Genomic DNA, 17,203 nt, shown 5'->3' with positions numbered 1-17,203 from the left:
TTTTCATTTTAGCTTACAAAGGCACTATAGCCTGTAATGGCCCTGCCTACAATAAGCGAATTAATTTCTTTGGTTCCTTCATAGCTGTAGATCGCTTCTGCATCTGCAACAAAGCGGGCTACATCATATTCTAATAATATTCCGTTACCTCCAAGTACTTCTCTAGCCCGGCTAACCACATCTCTCATACGCATGCTACAATATACTTTGGCCAGACTTGCATGTTCATCTGTGAGCAGTTCCTGGTCCTGCATTTCTGAAAGTCTGAAAACCAGGGTTTGCATCGCTGTTAGATTTGAAAGCATTTCCACTAAATGATCCTGAATTAACTGGAAAGAAGCAATAGGTCTTCCAAACTGTTCTCTTTTTTTAGTGTATTTCAAAGCACTTTCGTAAGCTCCCCTTGCACATCCAACTGCTTGCCAGGCTACTCCGGCTCTGGTCATTCTTAGAACGTTGGCAGTGTCTTTAAAGGAATTTGCATTTTGAAGCCTGTCGCCTTCCGGAATTTTGCAATCTGTTAAAGTAATAATGGCATTTTGAACAATTCTTAAGGCCATTTTATCTTTGATCTTTTCGGTTTTAAAACCTGGATTTTCTTTTCGCACCAAAAAACCTTTCACCTGATTAGAGTCAAGATCCCTGGCCCAGATAATCGTAACATCAGCAAAAGTAGCGTTACCAATCCATTTTTTCTGACCATTTAAAATCCAGTTTTCACCATCAAATTTGCAGGTGGTTTCCAGCCCGCCGGCAACTCCAGAGCCTACATTGGGTTCTGTAAGGCCAAATGCACCTATTTTTTCCATTTTCTGCATTTTTGGGAGCCATTCCTGTTTTTGCTCCTCACTTCCGCATAAATAAATAGAACCCATGGCCAGTCCGCTATGAACTCCAAAAAATGTAGAGATGGAAACATCAACCCTGGCGATCTCCTGGGCGATGATACCTTCCATTAAAAATGGCAAATTTGGGCAGCCATATCCTTCATATGGAACTCCTACAATATTCAGGTCTCTGAATTTTTCAATGATCTCAAAAGGAAACTGATCTTTCTTCCAGTATTCATTTACCAAAGGTTTAATTTCATCTTCCATGAAATTGCGAACCTTCAGCTGAATTTCGCGTTGTTTTTCGGTTAGTTTAAGATCCAGATTATAAAAATCACCATCGATGGGAGGGTGGTCATGCTGGCCTTTTTTGCGTTTCGTTTTTAACATTTTCATCAATCCGGCCAATTGACGGTCGTCCAGACTTCCTAAAGATTTCATGGCATCACCCAGATCTATTTTTTCATTGATCTTAGCTAATTGATCCATGTCAACCGACTTTAAAAGGCTGATGGTGTTTTTGACTTTTCTAAATATAGACATTGGAAAACCTCTTGGTGAATTTTAAAAATAGGAATTAATAAAGCTCACTGCTGTTAAGGTTTTCCGAAGAAATGATAAAAAAAAGCCGCTCAGTGGCGGCTTTTAAATTTTAGTTCTCGTTGATCGATATTGCTTCTTTCACTTTATCTACATAATCAAGCTTCTCCCAGGTAAATAACTCCACTTCCCTGGTGATTTTTCCTTTGTAAGGGCTTTCAAAAATTTTGGTGATCTTCCGGGGCTCTTTTCCCATATGGCCGTAAGCCGCAGTTTCCCGGTAAATAGGATTTCTAAGTTTCAACCTGTCTTCAATAGCAGCGGGACGCATATCAAAAATCTCTTTTACTTTTTCAGCAATTTGCCCGTCGCTTAAATCTGTGTTTTTCTTTCCGTAGGTATATACTGAAATAGATGTTGGCTCAACCACTCCAATTGCATACGAAACCTGAACCAGAATTTCCGGAGCTACGCCTGCAGCCACTAGATTCTTAGCAATATGCCTGGAAGCATAGGCGGCAGAACGGTCTACCTTGGATGGGTCTTTTCCTGAAAATGCTCCACCTCCATGTGCACCTTTGCCTCCATAAGTGTCCACGATGATCTTTCTACCAGTAAGTCCTGCATCACCATGAGGTCCACCTATTACAAATTTCCCGGTTGGATTAATATGATATACAATATCATCATTAAATAATTTCTGAACATAGTCTGGTAGCTGCTCTTTTACCCTCGGAATCAAAATTTCAATAATATCTTTTTTGATCTTCGCCAACATTTTTTCGTCATCTGCATCAAAATCATCATGCTGAGTAGAAACTACAATTGCCACAATTCTTTCTGGAACATTCTCATCGCTATATTCAATAGTCACCTGGCTTTTAGAATCGGGTCTCAGATATTCTATTTCCTTGCCTTCACGTCTTAATTTAGCAAGTTCAATAAGGATCTTGTGCGAAATGTCAAGCGCAAGAGGCATATAATTTTCAGTCTCGTTGGTGGCATAACCAAACATCATTCCCTGGTCGCCGGCACCCTGTTCCTCTTTTTTTCCACGATCTACCCCCTGGTAAATATCCTGGGATTGTTCATGGATTAATGAAATGACCCCACAGGAATCACCGCTAAATTTATAGGCGCCTTTAGTATAACCAATATCATTGATCACGTCGCGGGCAATATTTTGAACATCCAGATAGGTGTTGCTTCTCACTTCACCAGCAAGAACAACCTGTCCTGTAGTTACCATGGTTTCGCAGGCAACTTTAGATTCACCATCAAACGCCAGGAAATTATCCAGTAAGGCATCACTAATCTGATCTGCAATTTTATCGGGGTGGCCTTCAGAAACACTTTCTGAAGTAAATAAATAAGCCATTCAATTCCTTTTTAAGTTTATAAAAATGGAAAAATTTGACGTGAAGAGCTAATTGGAGTGTAGAAACATTCTGCTTTAGCATTTTAAAATACCTCTTTAGATATTAGGGTTGCAATCAGTCAAATCTATCCCTTTCAATATGTTGAGCACAAATGTATGAAAATTCATATCATGACAAATTGATTTAACGTCATTTTATCCTATTTGAAGTTTTAATAAGATTTGTTGAACAAGTAAAAGTTATGATTTACTAATGATCTGGGCGTTGCGCTTCGCCTTAAACAGGCTAGCGCCGGGCTTTCGCGGCTCGCTTCCCGATAAAAAAAAATCGGGAGAGCTCAAACAAACCACTCTATCCCTAACGCAAAGAAATTTTTTGAAATTAACTATACAAACCGATTTTAATTTCGAAATTCTTAAAATAATGGGCTAAATAATTATTTTTAATAATTCTTCTTCAAAAGCTTGGAAAATAAAAAAGTCCGTCGTTATCTTTGTAAACGAAGAATAAAAAAATGATCAGAACAATTTGTAATATGATGTGTATGATGCCGGAAGCCTCCGCAGCGCACACTATTGCATAAACTGAAAAAGATATATTGCAAAAAGCCGCTGCCAACCGCAGCGGCTTTTTTTATGTCTTCATTTTTAAGTTGAAATAAAAAATAGCGTCATCCTGAACTTGTTTCAGGATCTATTGAGAAACTGAATCAAGTTCAGCTTGACAAAAATTAAAGTCAGTAAATAAAATGTTAGGCTGAGTGTAGTGAAGTGTCTTAAAAATTAAACAAATGAAAACTCAAATAATAGCAAATATGATGATGTCTAATATGATGGCGATGTGTATGTATCGCATGGCAAGCTATTACCAAAACTTGAGAATATAGATCTAGTTATAAAGTTCAATTCGTAAAGTCCCCCTGGTAATAGCATATCAGGGGGACTTTTTTATTAGTAGAATTTTCATTTATAAAAATATTAGAATTATGAGCACTCAAAATTTTTCAACCAAAGCACTTCATGCAGGACATGATACCACTCAGAATGGCGGAACCAGAGCAGTTCCAATTTATCAAACAAGTTCATACGTTTTTAACGATAGTGATCACGCTGCAGATCTTTTTTCACTGGCAAAACCTGGATTTATATACACCAGGTTAAACAATCCAACCAACGACATTCTTGAACAGCGACTGGCTGCGATAGAAGGCGGAATTGGGGCTGTGGTCACTGCATCAGGAACTGCTGCAATTAATACTGCCTTATTAACCTTGCTTAAAGCGGGCGATCATATTGTAGCATCCAGCAGTTTGTATGGCGGAACATTTAATTTGCTAAAAAACACCTTACCAAGATTCGGTATCACTACCACCTTTGTAGATCCACAAAATCCTGAGAACTTCACGAAAGCGGCAAAAGAAAATACACGCGTCTTTTTTGTGGAATCTCTTGGAAACCCCAAACTGGATGTACTGGATCTTAAAGCAATCTCTAAAGAAGCGAAGGCATTTAAAGTCCCTTTTATTGTAGATAATACAGTAGCTACCCCATACCTATTGAATCCAATAGAACACGGCGCCGATATTGTGATCCATTCCTTGACGAAATATATTAACGGAAATGGAACTTCCCTGGGAGGAGCGATCATTGATGCGGGTCGGTTCGACTGGGCTAACGGGAAATTTCCGGAGTTTACAGAACCATCTCCTGGTTATCATGGCCTTGTTTATCATGAAGCACTTGAAGAAGCTGCTTTTATAGCGAAGGTTAGGATTGAAGGTCTAAGAGATCATGGTGCGGCTTTGAGTCCATTTAACGCTTTTCAGATCATTCAGGGGCTTGAAACGTTGAAGATTAGGATTAAGGAACATAGTCAGAATGCATTGGAACTAGCGAAATGGCTTCAGCAACAGGAAGAAGTGGAGTGGGTGAATTATCCGGGACTTGAAGATAATAAATACTATCAATTAGCTCAGGAATATTTACCGGAAGGACAGAGCGGACTAGTGACATTTGGAGTAAAAGGAGGATTTGAAGCAGCCAAAACAGTAGTAGATGCGTCAAAAGTATTTTCGCTACTGGCAAATATTGGCGACACGAAGTCACTAATTATTCATCCAGCCAGTACTACCCACCAGCAATTAACGGAAGACGAACAAAGATCAACCGGGGTAACACCAGATCTTATAAGATTATCAGTCGGTTTGGAAGAAGTAGGCGATCTCAAAGCAGATCTAAAAGAAGCTTTTTCTCAAATTCAAAAGAAATCATTGGTTTAAATAGACTTGTCGCATTGAGCTTGTCGAAGTGGGGTTAATATCACAATTTAATTGAAGCCTTCGACAGGCTCAGCCGGACAAAACATAAGATAAAAGAGTTTTATAAAATATGCTTGAAGAAATTAAAATAGAGAACTTTAAAAATTCTGCAGGAACAGTACAGGATATTCATTTGAGCTATCAATTCTTCGGAAAAAACTCAACAGAAGCACCTATCATTCTGGTCAATCATGCATTAACGGGAAATTCTCTTATCACGGGAAGAAAAGGCTGGTGGAAGGAACTTATTGGAGAAAACAAATGCATAGATATTAATGAATTCTGTGTACTGGCTTTTAATATTCCGGGAAACGGATTCAAAGGACATAAGGACCAGTTCTTTGAAAATTACAAAGAATTTACATTAAAAGATATTGCCGCGATTCAGGCTCTTGCACTTGAAAAATTGAATATCAGAAAGCTTTTTGCCATTATCGGGGGCAGTATTGGCGGCGCACTGGCCTGGGAACTTGCAGTGCTGAAGCCTGAACTGGCGAAACATATTATCCCAATTGCAACTGATTATAAGTCGACGGACTGGTTGGTAGCCAATTGCAGAATTCAGGATCATATTTTGAATAATTCTTCCAATCCGGTAAACGATGCCAGAATGCATGCCATGACATTTTATCGAACTCCGCAATCGCTTGCTCAAAAATTTGAGAGTAAGAGGAATTCAAAAGATCAGGTTTTTGAAGTGGAGCATTGGCTTTTACATCATGGTGAAAAACTAAGTAACCGGTTCAATTTGAAGTCTTATAAACTGATGAATCATTTGCTAACTACCATAGACATCAGCCATGGATCTGGCAATTACCTGGAAGCCGCAAGTAAAATTCAGGGAGATATTCATATAGTAACAGTTAATTCAGACCTTTTTTTCCTGGCAGAAGAAAACTGGAATACCTATGTAGAACTATCATTAATAAAAGATAATATCAATATTCATGAGATTCAATCCATACACGGCCACGATGCTTTTTTGATCGAAACAGATCAATTAAACAGATTTTTAAAACCAATTTTTCAACAAACAACAAAAAAATATGAAAACGATTCATCTCGCTCTGTTTGGGCCGGGTAAGGTAGGAAGTAAGCTGCTACAGCAACTTGCAAGTTCTGAAGAACATTTAAAGAATGCTTCCGGAATTATGATAAAAATAGTACTGGTAGCCGATTCTTCTCATGCCTTATTAAATCCCCAGGGCATTAAATCTGGCTGGAACGGTTTTAAATCAGATGCAAGGAGATATTCTTTTAAGGATATTGAAGACTATTTCAGAGAAAGCAATTTTGAAAACCTTGTTTCTATAGATACCACGGCTAGTGACGATTTTCCGCAAAACTATATCTCACTGGTAAATTCGGGGAGCCATATTATTGCAGCTAATAAAGTTGCCAACACGCTGTCCTCAGAATTTTACGAGACCTTGAGAAAGGAATTAAAGAAAAACAATAAGAAATTTATCTACGAGACCAATGTGGGAGCAGGTTTACCAATAGTTGAAACACTAAGAAATCTGCATCTTTCAGGAGAAAAAGTGACCAGGATACGCGGAGTTTTCTCAGGATCCTTGAGCTATATTTTTAATACCTATTCAGAAGAGGAAAAAGAGTTTTCTGAAGTATTAAAAGAAGCCGGAGTACTAGGGTATACAGAGCCAGATGCCCGTATAGATCTAAGCGGAAAAGACGTTGGACGAAAATTATTGATCCTGGCCAGAGAACTGGAACTACATAAAGAACTAACAGATGTAAAGATTCAGTCTTTGATTCCGAAGCAACTTAACGGTGAAACTACATTAGAGGAATTCAATAAGAAATCTAGATTACTGGATTCGCACTTTAAAAGTTATAAAGATGAAAAATCTAAAGATGAGGTGCTTAGATATATTGGAGAATTAAATGCAGTAAGTGGAGAATTAGAAGCAAAACTTATCAATGAACCAAAATCATCCGTGCTTGGACAAATAGAAGGAGCCGATAACATTTTTGAAATCTATACCGAATCTTATAATGATCTGCCTTTGGTGATTCGCGGAGCCGGAGCCGGAGCAGAGGTCACTGCAAGAGGAGTATTTGGTGATATTTTGAAAATTTCTGAACGTTTAAATTAAAATCGAGATGGAAAACCTACAAGCTATCGGGAAAGATGAAAAAGACTGTAATGGGTATTTGAAGGAGAATTTTGAGACCATTGCGGTAAGAACTCAGAGCGCCAGGACGCAGTTTCAGGAGCATTCGGTGCCCTTATATCTTACTTCAAGTTATGTTTTTGAAGATTCTGAAGATATGAGAGCAAGTTTTGCCGAGGAGAAGCAACGGAATATCTATAGCCGATTCTCAAATCCAAATACTTCTGAGTTTGTTGAGAAGATCGCGAGGATGGAAGGTGCCGAGACAGGTTTTGCTTTTGCAACCGGGATGGCCGCGGTTTTTTCAACACTGGCAGCCTTGCTGGATAGCGGGGATCACATTGTTTCAGCAAGATCGGTGTTTGGATCTACCCATGGCTTATTTACCAAATATTTTCCGAAGTGGAATATCTCGCACAGTTACTTTGATGTGAATAAGCCTGAGACGATCGAGGAGCTTATTAAACCTGAAACTAAAGTTTTGTTTGCGGAGTCCCCAACCAATCCCGGGGTGGATATTCTGGATCTGGAATATCTGGGTGAAATTGCCAGAAAATATAACTTGATTCTTATCATCGATAATTGTTTTGCCACGCCTTATCTTCAAAATCCTATAAAATTCGGAGCAGATTTAGTGATCCATTCTGCAACAAAGTTGATCGATGGCCAGGGAAGGGTACTTGGAGGAGTAACGGTTGGTAGAGAAGACCTAATAAGGGAAATTTATCTTTTTAGTAGAAATACAGGCCCGGCGCTTTCACCATTCAATGCCTGGGTGCTTTCGAAAAGTTTAGAAACCCTTGCAGTTCGGTTAGATAAGCATTGCGATAATGCCTTAAAAGTCGCTGAGTTTTTACAGGAGAATAAAAGTATTCAATTGGTGAAATATCCGTTTTTGAAGTCTCATCCTCAATATGAAGTTGCAAAAAAACAGATGAAACTGGGAGGAAATGTGGTTGCATTTGAAATCAAGGGAGGAATTAAAGCCGGCAGAAAATTTATTGATAAGCTCCAGCTTTGTACAAGATCGGCAAATTTGGGAGATACACGAACCATCGTGACGCATCCGGCCTCAACAACGCATAGCAAACTTTCTCCGGAAGAACTTAGTTCAGCTGGGATTGCAGAAGGATTGGTGCGTGTATCTGTAGGACTTGAAAATGTGGAAGATATTATTAAGGATTTAAAACAGGCTTTAGGTTGAAAATGAGAAGTTAGTTTGAGAAGTGAGAAACGAAAAGTAATAGTTGAAAGTTCGTCGCATTAAGCGCAGTCGAAATGTGAAATTTGGAATGTTAGAAGAGAAATTGAAACTTTTTTGAAATTGGTTATATTCGCTTCATGCTTTCTAAAAAGACCAAGTACGGAATTAAAGCTCTGGCATATATTGCCAGAAAAAAAGACAGGAAACCGGTTCAGGCTTCAGAAATATCTGAGAGTGAGAACATTTCGCAGAAATTCCTTGAAAGTATTCTTCTGGAGTTGCGAAAATCAGGATTTCTTGGTTCCAAAAAGGGTAAAGGCGGAGGTTACTATTTGATTAAGGAGCCAAATGAAATTAGAATGACTGCGGTAATAAGGGTTTTGGAAGGACCCATTGCGATGGTTCCTTGTGTGAGCCTTAATTATTACGAAAAATGTGATGATTGCCCTGATGAGAAGACCTGTTCAGTACATAATTTAATGATTCAGGTGAGGGATGCTTCTCTCAATGTACTTGGTGAAAATACTTTGGAGGATATTGCGTTTGTGTAGTTTTCCCGAGTGTTAAAATTTAATTTTACTTATTGAAATAATTGGCTATTAAACCTGTAGCGTTTAGTTTTGTTTAAAACCTAGTAAATCTATAGGGTAATAGTTTTTAATGAAGAAAACATGTTGATGTTACTAGATCATACGAAGCAAGGAAGTACTTATAAAAAAGATAAGCAGAGAGAAAAACCTGTTAGAAGCATCTTGAAAACTATTAGCTGGAGAATAGTTGGAACTATAGACACTATAGTGATATCATGGTTTTTAACAGATGAAATTGATACAGCTCTGGCTATTGGTTCAGTAGAATTAGTTACTAAAATGATCCTGTATTTTGGGCATGAAAGAATCTGGAACTTAATAAGTTTCGGAAAGTAATAATGAAAGTTTGAAGTTGACGAAAAATGAATAATTCCTGGCAATTTAGATCTGCAGGAGCATTCACTTAAAAAGAATAAAAAGATGAGAAAGTTTACAGCGATAGAATTAAAAAAACTGAATAGTCAGTTACGAGGGGTGGCTCCTTCAGAGATCATTCAATGGATTTTATCTTCATGTGATCAACCGGTGGTTACCACCAACTTCAGACCTTATGAGGCGGCAATTCTTCACGCATGTGTAAAAGTAGATGCTCGCATAAAAGTGATATGGTGCGATACCGGGTATAATACACCTCAAACTTATAAGCACGCGAAGTTCTTGATAGAACAATTAAATCTGAATGTAAAATTATATACGCCCAGGGAAACTGCGGCATATAGAGATGCATATTTTAATGGTATTCCTTCGGTAGATTCTCTGGAACATGAAGAATTTACAAGACAGGTAAAATTAGAGCCATTTCAGCGTGCGATGGCTCAACAGCAACCAGATGTATGGTTCACTAACCTTAGAAAAGGACAAACTAGTTTCAGGGATAGTATCGATATACTGAGCTATAGCAAAGATGGAATTTTGAAAGTAAGTCCTTTCTATCACTGGACAGATGAAAAACTTGATGGCTATTTGCGTGAACATAAGTTACCAAATGAGCCCAAGTATTTTGATCCTACCAAAGTATTAAATAATAGAGAATGTGGATTACACGCTTAAAAGTTTATAAATGAGTTCGATATTAAATCAAAATACATTAGAAAGTGAAGCTATTTACATCTTCAGGGAAGTAGTAGCTCAATTTGAAAATCCTGTCTTATTATTTTCAGGAGGAAAAGATTCAATTACCCTGGTAAGACTGGCCCAGAAAGCTTTTTATCCGGCTAGAATTCCGTTTCCCCTCTTACACATAAATACAGGCCATAATTTTCCTGAAACTATCGAATTCAGGGATAAACTGGTAAAAGAACTGGGACTTCAGCTTATTGTACGTCACGTACAGGATGATATAGATAAGGGGCGTTCCATTGAAGAAAAAGGAAAATATTCCAGTAGAAATTCTTTACAAACCAATACGCTATTGAATGCGATTGAAGAATTTAAGTTTGATGCCTGTATTGGAGGTGCCCGAAGGGATGAAGAAAAGGCCAGGGCGAAAGAAAGAATTTTTTCTATCAGAAATGATTTTGGAGAATGGGATGAAAAGAATCAGCGGCCTGAAGTTTTTGATATGCTGAATGGCAGGATTGATATTGGGCAGAATGTACGTGTATTCCCAATTTCAAACTGGACCGAGCTGGATGTTTGGAATTATATAGATTCAGAAAAAATCGAGATCCCTCCAATCTATTTCGCACATGAAAGAGAGATTTTTGAAAGGGATGGATTGATCTGGACCGCTTCAGAATATGTCTATAAAGATGATCATGAAATTACTGAAACAAAAAAGGTAAGATTCAGAACAGTGGGGGATATTACCTGTACGGCTGCCGTAGAATCTGAAGCAGATTCCGTAGAAAAGATAATTCAGGAAATACGGGAATCAGCAATCTCTGAAAGGGGAGCTCGTATTGATGATAAAAGATCTGAAGCCGCTATGGAAACCAGAAAGCAACAGGGGTATTTCTAAAAAATTAAGAAAATGGAAGTTTTAAAAATAGCAACAGCAGGAAGTGTAGACGATGGTAAGAGTACCCTCATAGGAAGACTGCTTTACGATACCAAATCCCTTACTTCAGACAAAATTGAAGCGATTGACAGGGTAAGCAAGAAGAATGGTTTGGACTATCTTGACTTTTCGCTTGCTACAGATGGATTAGTGGCAGAGCGGGAACAGGGAATCACCATAGATGTGGCGCATATTTACTTTTCTACACCAAAAAAAAGTTACATCATAGCCGATACTCCGGGTCATATTGAATATACCCGAAACATGGTAACTGGAGCATCAACATCTCAAACATCCATAATTCTTATTGACGCTAGGAAGGGAGTTATTGAGCAGACATACAGGCATTTTTTCATCAATAACCTGCTAAGGGTCAAGGAGGTAATCGTTGCAGTTAATAAAATGGATCTTGTGAATTATTCAGAAGAGGTTTTTAATGAGATAGTTCAGGATTTTGAAGATATAAGAAGTAAAAGTGATTTCAAAGATCAGAAGCTCACCTTTATTCCGGTAAGTGCTTTGTGGGGAGAAAATATAGCTGAAAGATCAACCGCAATGCCCTGGTATAAAGGACAGAATATCCTGGAACACCTGGAAAATCTTAAAGCTGAAGATTTCTCGGAAGAAAGTCAGGCAAGATTCTCCGTGCAAACAGTGATAAGACCCAAAACCGAGAAATTTCATGATTATCGTGGATATGCCGGAAAAATTTCTGGTAGTAGTTTTCGGGTAGGAGATAAAGTTACCGTGTTACCTTCTTTAACGACTTCAACAATTAAAGAAATTCATTTTTTCGAGGAGAATTTCGAAGAAGCTCCTGCCGGAAGTTCGGTAACTATTAGCCTGGCAGATGATATTAATGTTGCCAGGGGAGATATGTTGGTGAAATCCAAAGAAGTTCCTGTAGAAATAAAAGTACTGGATGCCATGGTATGTTGGATGGACAACAAGGTACTGGTTCCCGGGGCGAAATATGTATTGCAACATAATACGAATGGCATACTTGCAAAAATTGATAAAGTGGAAGGACATACAGATAGCAATTTTGGAGCTGAAGAACAAGTGTCATCATTAAATCTAAATGATATAGGAAGTGTGAAGATCAAGCTTAGTAAACCAATTTTTGCAGATAGCTATAAAAGTAATAGGGCAAATGGCAGGTTTATTTTAATAGACTCCCAAACAAATACAACTGCCGGAGTTGGATTTATAAAATAAGAATTTAAAAAAAAGTGAAACATTTCAATATGAACATTTTATCAAATATGTGTATGCGCCATTCGCCGCACACTTAGAAGCCTGTTTTATAAACTGAATTATAAAAAGTCCTTTTAAGTATAGTAGCTAAAAGGACTTTTTTCATTAATGAGAAGTTAGAAAATAGTGGGGCGTCATCCTGAATTTATTTCAGGATCTCAGCAATATAAAATCCACTTTTAGGGAGACTCTGAAACGAGTTTAGGGTGACGATTCTAAATAAAATATGTCAGGCTGAACTTATTTCAGCATCTCAGAGAAATAGAATACCAGTTTTAGTAGAAGAATTTAAATAATCAAGATCATGCAAAGTTTTAGAACCGAAATTGAAAATCCTGTTGTCGAGAAAGATATCCTGGATTTAGAAAAAAAGATCAGACTTTTCCGTGAAGGAAAGGCTGATGAAGAGAAGTTCCGAAGTCTGCGTCTGGCGCGTGGAGTTTACGGGCAGAGACAGGCAGGAGTTCAAATGGTTCGTATAAAACTACCATTTGGTAAAGTTACTTCAGAACAGTTGCACCGAATCGCGGATGTTTCCGATGAATACTCTAAAGGTAGGTTGCATATCACCACGCGACAGGATATCCAGATCCATTATGTGAGTCTGGACCGAACGCCGGAGCTTTGGGCACAGCTGGAAAAGGATGATGTTACTCTTCGAGAGGCTTGTGGAAATACTGTTAGGAATATTACCGCATCGCCAACCGCCGGGATAGATCCAAACGAGCCTTTTGATGTTTCGCCTTATGCACATGCGGCTTTCCAGTTTTTTCTTCGGAACCCGATTTGCCAGGAGATGGGGAGAAAATTCAAGATGTCTTTTTCTTCTTCAGATGAAGATACCGCGCTTAGCTATATTCATGATCTTGGTTTTATCGCCAAACTGAAGGATGGAAAACGTGGTTTTAAGGTAATGTTAGGTGGCGGACTCGGTTCGCAACCACGTCATGCCGATGAACTATACGATTTTCTCCCGGCTGAAGAAATTATTCCTTTAACCGAAGGAGTATTGAGGGTTTTTGATCGTCATGGTGAACGCTCTAAAAGATTGAAAGCGAGAATGAAGTTTCTGATTAAAGATATCGGGAAAGAAGCTTTTATGGAATTAGTGGAGGAGCAGAAAACTTCCCTTTCTCAAAAACAGCCAAAATTTGAGATTGAGAAATTCGAAGCTGCGCCACCACTACAGGATGTAGAAGTTCCTTCCGTAGAAATTGAAGATCAGAAAGATTTTCAAACCTGGAAGAATACAAATGTTACCGCACAAAAGCAGGAAGGCTTGTTCGCTGTGGGAATTCGCGTTCCGTTAGGTGATTTTTATACAGGAGGGGCAAGACAACTTGCCGACCTGGTGAAGAAATACGCTGGAAATGAAATTAGGTTGACACTAAGACAGGATATTTTGATTCGTCATGTACGTGAGGAGTTTCTGCCTTTCTTTTATTCAGAATTGAAAAAACTGGGCTATGCCGAAACTGGATATAACAAAACCGTAGATATAACTGCCTGCCCGGGAACAGATACCTGTAATCTTGGAATCGCCAGTAGTACTGGAATTGCTGATGTACTGGAAGATGTTTTAAAAGAGGAATATCCACAATTTATAAATGGAAAAGATATTACCATTAAGATCAGCGGATGTATGAATGCGTGCGGGCAACATAATATGGCTGAAATTGGATTCCAGGGAATGTCTATAAAAGTCGGTAAAACCGTTGCTCCCGCCCTTCAGGTGCTGCTTGGTGGTGGAACCTTAGGAGACGGCCAAGGAAGATTTGCAGATAAAGTGGTGAAAGTTCCCAGCAAACGTGGGCCGGAAGCTTTAAGAGTCTTGTTAAATGATTTTGAAGCAAATTCAGAAGCGGATGAGAAATTCGTCGAATATTATGATCGAAAAGAGAAAACCTATTTCTATGATCTCTTAAAGGACCTTGCAAATACCTCCAATCTCTCTGAAAATGATTTTGTGGATTGGGGCCATGAATCGCCATATATCAAGGCAGTTGGTGTGGGTGAATGTGCCGGAGTGGTAATAGATCTCATTGCGACCCTGCTTTTTGAAAGTGAAGAAAAAATTGATAACGCAAAATCTGCACTTGAAAGAAAGGACTGGGCAGATAGTATTTATCATTCTTATACTTCTATCGTGAATTCGGCTAAAGCCCTATTGATAGCAGAAGATGTGAAAACGAATACACAAGCCGGGATCATTGCCCAGTATGATGAATTGTTCGTAGAAACGGGAAAGATAGAATTATCAACTTCTTTTAAGGAATTCGTTTATCAGTTAAATGATAATGAGCCAAGTGAGGCTTTTGCAAATAAATATTTAGAAGACGCGCATCTATTTCTTAAAAGGGTGGATGCATATAGAACAAAGGAGGTACAAAATGTATAATTCACCAAAATTAACCGTAGTGGGTGCAGGACCGGGTGATCCGGAATTGATCACCGTTAAGGCTTTGAATACTTTAAAGTCGGCTAGCGTAATATTGTACGATGCGTTGATCAATCGGGACCTATTGGATTACGCCCCACAGGCAGAGCATATTTTTGTTGGAAAACGAAAGGATAAACATCGATTTCCGCAGGAAGAGATCAATAAACTGATTGTGAAATACGCTCTGGAGAGAGGCCATGTAGTACGATTAAAAGGTGGCGATCCATTTATCTTCGGAAGAGGTTCAGAAGAGATCAGTTACGCGAGAGAACACGGACTGGAAACGGCGGTAGTTTCCGGAATAACTTCTTCGATTGCAGTACCGGCTAATGTTGGCATTCCGCTTACACAAAGAGGAACTTCTGAAAGTTTTTGGGTAATAACAGGAACTACTTCCCAGAGAAAACTATCTAATGATGTTCAACTCGCGGCTCAATCTACAGCAACGGTAGTAATCCTGATGGGAATGGGAAAACTGAAAGAGATCGTAGAAGTTTTTAGAGGTTTTGGAAAGGAAGATATTCCTGTTGGGATCATTCAAAATGGAACTACGGTGAATGAAAAATCAGGTTTTGGGACCCTAAAGACGATTGAGAATATCGTTTCAGAGAAACAACTGGGAGCGCCGGCTATTATAGTAATTGGTGAGGTAGTTCGGGAAGCGAATGTATTACAAAAAGTTTTTCAAAATGTAAAAAACCTTCCGAGATCGAAATTTGTAAAAGTAGGAGCAGCTTAAATAGACATTTACGTCAAGCTGAACTTGATTCAGCTTCTATGGAGATCCTGAATCGAGTTCAGGATGACAGAACGTAAATTAAAATAGAAGAAATGGAAGAAAGAAACGAATTATACCCTGTCTTTTTAAAAGTAATTCAACTAAATATTTTAGTGGTTGGCGGCGGAAATGTGGGGCATGAGAAATTACATTTTCTTTTTAAATCCAGTCCGAATGCTAATGTTGAGCTGGTAGCAAAATGGTTTTTACCAGAAACAGAAGAACTGGCAAAAAAGCATGGCGCAAAACTTATAAAAGGCAGCTATAAAAAGAAATATTTAAAAAAGAAGCATTTCGTGATCGCTGCTACCAATGATGCTAAACTGAATAAAAAGGTACACCGTCATGCAAAGAAGAGATATTTACTGGCCAATATCGCCGATACTCCAGAACTGTGTGATTTTTACATGGGTGGTATTGTGAATAAAGGCCACGTGAAAATAGCGATTTCCACGAATGGAAAATCTCCAACCACTGCAAAACGTTTGCGACAATTCTTTGAGGAAGTGATTCCGGAGAATGTAAACCAGATGGTTGAAAACTTAAATGAATATAGAAAATCCATAAAAGGTGATTTTGAAGCCAAAGTGGAACAGATGAATACAATAACAGAATCCTTAATCGTAAAAAAAGAGAGTAATGATTAAAACAGACATCCTGATCATCGGGGCCGGGCCAACCGGATTGTTTACCGTTTTTGAAGCGGGATTATTAAAATTAAAAACACATTTAATAGATGCGCTTCCGCAACCTGGAGGGCAGTGTTCAGAAATTTATCCAAAGAAACCAATATATGATATTCCGGCTTTCCCGGAGATCCTGGCGGGAGACCTGGTAAAGAATCTTATGGAACAGATAAGACCTTTTGAGCCTGGATTTACGCTTGGGGAACGTGCCGAAACTTTGGAAAAGCTGGACGACGGTACTTTTATAGTGACCACGAATAAAGGAACTCAGCATCATGCTCCTGTAGTTGCGATTGCAGGCGGACTGGGATCTTTTGAACCTCGTAAACCGCCTATCGCCAATATTTCTGATTTTGAAGATAAAGGGGTTTCTTATTTTATTAAAGATCCTGAAGTCTATCGTGATAAAAGGGTAGTGATCGCCGGTGGTGGTGATTCCGCTCTGGACTGGGCAATTTATTTAGCAGATATAGCTTCAGAAGTTGCTTTGGTTCATAGAAGGGAAGAATTCCGTGGAGCGTTGGATTCAGTGGAAAGAGTATCAGAATTGGCTAAACTTGGCAAAATAGAAATGATCACGAATGCGGAGGTTGTTGGCCTGAGAGGAGAAGACCAACTGGAAAAAGTAGTGATACGCCATAAAGATAAAGCGAGAGGAGAAGAATTTAGAGAAGTAGATGATTTTATTCCATTATTTGGTTTATCTCCTAAACTCGGACCTATAGGTAGTTGGGGACTGGAAATTGAAAGAAATGCAATTAAAGTTGATAATTCTTATGATTACCAGACCAACATTCCAGGGGTTTACGCCATTGGTGATGTGAATACCTATAAAGGGAAACTGAAACTTATACTTTCCGGATTTCATGAAGCAGCGATCATGTGTCAGAGTGCTTATGCACGAATCTATCCGGATAAAAAATATGCGCTGAAATATACAACTGTTGGAGGTGTGGAAGGATTTGATGGATCGAAAAAAGAAGCGAAAAAGGAAGTTGTGCAAAGTATTAGTGTTTAACCTGTTATAAAATTGATTTGAGAAACTTAT

The 17,203-nt window shown here is 38.6% G+C and carries 15 protein-coding genes; 13 read left to right on the top strand and 2 right to left on the bottom strand.

Going from position 1 to position 17,203, the window contains the following annotated elements; all coding sequences use genetic code 11:
- Window positions 1–8: 8 nt before the first annotated feature.
- Window positions 9–1,373 (bottom strand): acyl-CoA dehydrogenase family protein, encoded by a 1,365-nt coding sequence (locus BLT95_RS07400; protein ID WP_089665468.1) that lies wholly within the window; start codon window positions 1,371–1,373, stop codon window positions 9–11.
- A gap of 109 nt (window positions 1,374–1,482) precedes the next feature.
- Window positions 1,483–2,748 (bottom strand): methionine adenosyltransferase, encoded by a 1,266-nt coding sequence (gene metK / locus BLT95_RS07395; RefSeq protein WP_089665467.1) that lies wholly within the window; start codon window positions 2,746–2,748, stop codon window positions 1,483–1,485.
- Window positions 2,749–3,734: 986 nt separating this feature from the next.
- Here metK and BLT95_RS07385 point away from each other — a divergent pair.
- The 13 genes from BLT95_RS07385 to BLT95_RS07325 all read left to right on the top strand — a co-directional run bounded on the left by BLT95_RS07385 (window position 3,735) and on the right by BLT95_RS07325 (window position 17,173).
- Window positions 3,735–5,027 (top strand): O-acetylhomoserine aminocarboxypropyltransferase/cysteine synthase family protein, encoded by a 1,293-nt coding sequence (locus tag BLT95_RS07385; RefSeq protein ID WP_089665465.1) that lies wholly within the window; start codon window positions 3,735–3,737, stop codon window positions 5,025–5,027.
- A 109-nt stretch (window positions 5,028–5,136) separates the two neighbouring features.
- The gene (locus BLT95_RS07380; protein WP_089665464.1) at window positions 5,137–6,150 is read left to right on the top strand and encodes an alpha/beta fold hydrolase; all 1,014 of its coding nucleotides are present in this window, start codon (window positions 5,137–5,139) and stop codon (window positions 6,148–6,150) included.
- On the top strand, window positions 6,113–7,183 hold the full coding sequence (locus tag BLT95_RS07375) for an aspartate kinase (RefSeq protein ID WP_089665463.1): 1,071 nt from the start codon (window positions 6,113–6,115) through the stop codon (window positions 7,181–7,183). Before BLT95_RS07380 ends, BLT95_RS07375 begins: the two co-directional genes overlap by 38 nt.
- Window positions 7,184–7,190: 7 nt before the next feature.
- Entirely contained in the window at window positions 7,191–8,405 is a 1,215-nt protein-coding gene (locus BLT95_RS07370; protein ID WP_089665462.1) for an aminotransferase class I/II-fold pyridoxal phosphate-dependent enzyme, read from the top strand.
- 137 nt (window positions 8,406–8,542) lie between these two features.
- Window positions 8,543–8,956 carry an Rrf2 family transcriptional regulator gene (locus tag BLT95_RS07365; RefSeq protein ID WP_089665461.1) on the top strand — a complete coding sequence of 138 codons (414 nt, stop codon included), beginning with the start codon at window positions 8,543–8,545 and terminating at the stop codon, window positions 8,954–8,956.
- A gap of 120 nt (window positions 8,957–9,076) precedes the next feature.
- Window positions 9,077–9,331 (top strand): DUF2061 domain-containing protein, encoded by a 255-nt coding sequence (locus BLT95_RS07360; protein WP_089665460.1) that lies wholly within the window; start codon window positions 9,077–9,079, stop codon window positions 9,329–9,331.
- 84 nt (window positions 9,332–9,415) lie between these two features.
- On the top strand, window positions 9,416–10,045 hold the full coding sequence (locus BLT95_RS07355; protein ID WP_089665459.1) for a phosphoadenosine phosphosulfate reductase family protein: 630 nt from the start codon (window positions 9,416–9,418) through the stop codon (window positions 10,043–10,045).
- Between the two features lie 10 nt (window positions 10,046–10,055).
- The gene (cysD, locus tag BLT95_RS07350) at window positions 10,056–10,955 is read left to right on the top strand and encodes a sulfate adenylyltransferase subunit CysD (RefSeq protein WP_089665458.1); all 900 of its coding nucleotides are present in this window, start codon (window positions 10,056–10,058) and stop codon (window positions 10,953–10,955) included.
- A 12-nt stretch (window positions 10,956–10,967) separates the two neighbouring features.
- Window positions 10,968–12,212, top strand: a complete 1,245-nt coding sequence (locus BLT95_RS07345; RefSeq protein ID WP_089665457.1) for a GTP-binding protein — start codon at window positions 10,968–10,970, stop codon at window positions 12,210–12,212.
- A 343-nt stretch (window positions 12,213–12,555) separates the two neighbouring features.
- Window positions 12,556–14,649 carry a HEPN domain-containing protein gene (locus BLT95_RS07340; RefSeq protein WP_089665456.1) on the top strand — a complete coding sequence of 698 codons (2,094 nt, stop codon included), beginning with the start codon at window positions 12,556–12,558 and terminating at the stop codon, window positions 14,647–14,649.
- Window positions 14,642–15,430 carry a uroporphyrinogen-III C-methyltransferase gene (gene cobA / locus BLT95_RS07335; RefSeq protein WP_172822577.1) on the top strand — a complete coding sequence of 263 codons (789 nt, stop codon included), beginning with the start codon at window positions 14,642–14,644 and terminating at the stop codon, window positions 15,428–15,430. The genes BLT95_RS07340 and cobA overlap by 8 nt, the downstream gene beginning before the upstream one ends.
- Before the next feature lie 92 nt (window positions 15,431–15,522).
- Window positions 15,523–16,116 (top strand): bifunctional precorrin-2 dehydrogenase/sirohydrochlorin ferrochelatase, encoded by a 594-nt coding sequence (locus tag BLT95_RS07330; protein WP_089665454.1) that lies wholly within the window; start codon window positions 15,523–15,525, stop codon window positions 16,114–16,116.
- On the top strand, window positions 16,109–17,173 hold the full coding sequence (locus BLT95_RS07325; protein ID WP_089665453.1) for an NAD(P)/FAD-dependent oxidoreductase: 1,065 nt from the start codon (window positions 16,109–16,111) through the stop codon (window positions 17,171–17,173). The genes BLT95_RS07330 and BLT95_RS07325 overlap by 8 nt, the downstream gene beginning before the upstream one ends.
- Window positions 17,174–17,203: the final 30 nt, after the last annotated feature.

This window comes from Gramella sp. MAR_2010_147, from assembly GCF_900105135.1.
Classification (GTDB): Bacteria; Bacteroidota; Bacteroidia; order Flavobacteriales; family Flavobacteriaceae; genus Christiangramia.
Note: the sequence above shows the minus strand (reverse complement) of the source record. Positions and strands in the feature narration are given on the sequence as shown.